Annotated in this window: 2 rRNA genes (1 of these 2 running past the window's edge); both read right to left on the bottom strand. The window is 51.2% G+C overall.

Features of this window, described 5'->3' with window-relative positions:
* Positions 1–26 precede the first annotated feature (26 nt).
* A 5S ribosomal RNA gene (rrf, locus tag QTI24_RS31400) occupies positions 27–139 on the bottom strand.
* Positions 140–264: 125 nt separating this feature from the next.
* A 23S ribosomal RNA gene (locus QTI24_RS31395) occupies positions 265–2,997 on the bottom strand (it continues 138 nt past the right edge of the window).

Genomic DNA, 2,997 nt, shown 5'->3' with positions numbered 1-2,997 from the left:
GGGCTGGGCTTTTCTGGGCTGTAAGAGCCTGACGATGACCTACTTTCACACGGGAACCCGCACTATCATCGGCGCTGAGGCGTTTCACTGTCCTGTTCGGGATGGGAAGGAGTGGGACCACCTCGCTATGGTCATCAGGCATAAAGGGTTGTCGGGCTGACTGGGTCAGCCTGACGAATTCATAGAGTTTGGAATCAGCTTGGTGTTGAATTGATTTGAATGCGTCAACTTGGCATAACACCCTGATCGTCAGATCAAAGTTATAGGGTCAAGCCGCACGAGCAATTAGTATCAGTTAGCTTAACGCATTACTGCGCTTCCACACCTGACCTATCAACGTCCTGGTCTTGAACGACTCTTTAGGGGGCTCAAGGCCCCGGCAGATCTCATCTTGAAACGAGTTTCCCGCTTAGATGCTTTCAGCGGTTATCTCTTCCACACTTAGCTACTCGGCAATGCCACTGGCGTGACAACCGATACACCAGAGGTGTGTCCACTCCGGTCCTCTCGTACTAGGAGCAGGCTTCCTCAAATCTGCAGCGCCCACGGAAGATAGGGACCAAACTGTCTCACGACGTTTTAAACCCAGCTCACGTACCTCTTTAAATGGCGAACAGCCATACCCTTGGGACCGGCTACAGCCCCAGGATGAGATGAGCCGACATCGAGGTGCCAAACACCGCCGTCGATATGAACTCTTGGGCGGTATCAGCCTGTTATCCCCAGAGTACCTTTTATCCGTTGAGCGATGGCCCTTCCATACAGAACCACCGGATCACTATGTCCTGCTTTCGCATCTGCTCGACTTGTCAGTCTCGCAGTTAAGCACGCTTATGCCATTGCACTATCGTCACGATGTCCGACCGTAACTAGCGTACCTTCGAACTCCTCCGTTACGCTTTGGGAGGAGACCGCCCCAGTCAAACTGCCTACCATGCACTGTCCCCGATCCAGATAATGGACCTAGGTTAGAACCTCAAACACACCAGGGTGGTATTTCAACGTTGGCTCCACAAGATCTAGCGACCCTGCTTCAAAGCCTCCCACCTATCCTACACAGATCTGTTCAAAGTCCAATACAAAGCTACAGTAAAGGTTCATGGGGTCTTTCCGTCTTTCCGCGGGGAGATTGCATCATCACAAACATTTCAACTTCGCTGAGTCTCAGGAGGAGACAGTGTGGCCATCGTTACGCCATTCGTGCAGGTCGGAACTTACCCGACAAGGAATTTCGCTACCTTAGGACCGTTATAGTTACGGCCGCCGTTTACTGGGACTTCAATCAAGAGCTTGCACCCCATCATTTAATCTTCCAGCACCGGGCAGGCGTCACACCCTATACGTCCACTTTCGTGTTTGCAGAGTGCTGTGTTTTTAATAAACAGTCGCAGCCACCGATTTTTTGCAACCCATTCATGCTCCGTTGTTCACTTCACACTAATAGGGCACACCTTCTTCCGAAGTTACGGTGTCAATTTGCCGAGTTCCTTCTCCTGAGTTCTCTCAAGCGCCTTAGAATACTCATCTCGCGCACCAGTGTCGGTTTGCGGTACGGTCGTGTGTAGCTGAAGCTTAGTGGCTTTTCCTGGAACCTCGTTCAGTCACTTCACCAGCAAGCTGGCTCGATCGTTGGCCTCGGTATATGTGCACCGGATTTGCCTAATGCACGCCTACTTCCAACTAAACCGGGATATCCAACACCCGGATGACCTATTAAGATCCGTCCCCACATCGCACTACACATCGGTACAGGAATATTGACCTGTTTCCCATCAGCTACGCATCTCTGCCTCGCCTTAGGGGCCGACTCACTCTACGCCGATGAACGTTGCGTAGAAAACCTTGCGCTTACGGCGAGGGGGCTTTTCACCCCCTTTAACGCTACTCATGTCAGCATTCGCACTTCTGATACCTCCAGCGCGCTTTACAACGCACCTTCACAGGCTTACAGAACGCTCTCCTACCACTTGCAATAAATTGCAAATCCGCAGCTTCGGTAACTGGCTTAGCCCCGTTACATCTTCCGCGCAGGACGACTCGATCAGTGAGCTATTACGCTTTCTTTAAATGATGGCTGCTTCTAAGCCAACATCCTGACTGTTTTAGCCTTCCCACTTCGTTTCCCACTTAGCCAATTTTAGGGACCTTAGCTGGCGGTCTGGGTTGTTTCCCTCTTGAGTCCGGACGTTAGCACCCGGTGCTCTGTCTCCCAAGCTGTACTCGTCGGTATTCGGAGTTTGCCTTGGTTTGGTAAGTCGCCATGACCCCCTAGCCAAAACAGTGCTCTACCCCCGACGGTAATACTTGAGGCACTACCTAAATAGTTTTCGGAGAGAACCAGCTATTTCCAAGTTTGTTTAGCCTTTCACCCCTATCCACAGCTCATCCGCTAGTTTTGCAACACTAGTCGGTTCGGACCTCCAGTACCTGTTACGGCACCTTCATCCTGGCCATGGATAGATCACTTGGTTTCGGGTCTACACCCAGCGACTGATCGCCCTATTCGGACTCGATTTCTCTACGGCTTCCCTATTCGGTTAACCTTGCCACTGAATGTAAGTCGCTGACCCATTATACAAAAGGTACGCAGTCACCCTTGCGGGCTCCTACTTTTTGTAAGCACGCGGTTTCAGGATCTATTTCACTCCCCTCCCGGGGTTCTTTTCGCCTTTCCCTCACGGTACTAGTTCACTATCGGTCGATGATGAGTATTTAGCCTTGGAGGATGGTCCCCCCATATTCAGACAGGATTTCTCGTGTCCCGCCCTACTTTTCGTTAGCTCAGTACCACACAGGTCTTTTCACGTACGGGGCTATCACCCGCTATGGCCAGCCTTTCCAAGCTGTTCCGTTAAGTCTTGTGCTATCACTAACAGGCTCTTCCGATTTCGCTCGCCACTACTTTCGGAATCTCGGTTGATGTCTTTTCCTCGAGCTACTGAGATGTTTCAGTTCACCCGGTTCGCCTCGCATACCTATGTATTCAGTATGCGATAC

Source organism: Variovorax sp. J22P240 (genome assembly GCF_030316855.1).
GTDB lineage: Bacteria > Pseudomonadota > Gammaproteobacteria > Burkholderiales > Burkholderiaceae_C > Variovorax.
This window is presented reverse-complemented; position numbering and strand designations above follow the sequence as displayed.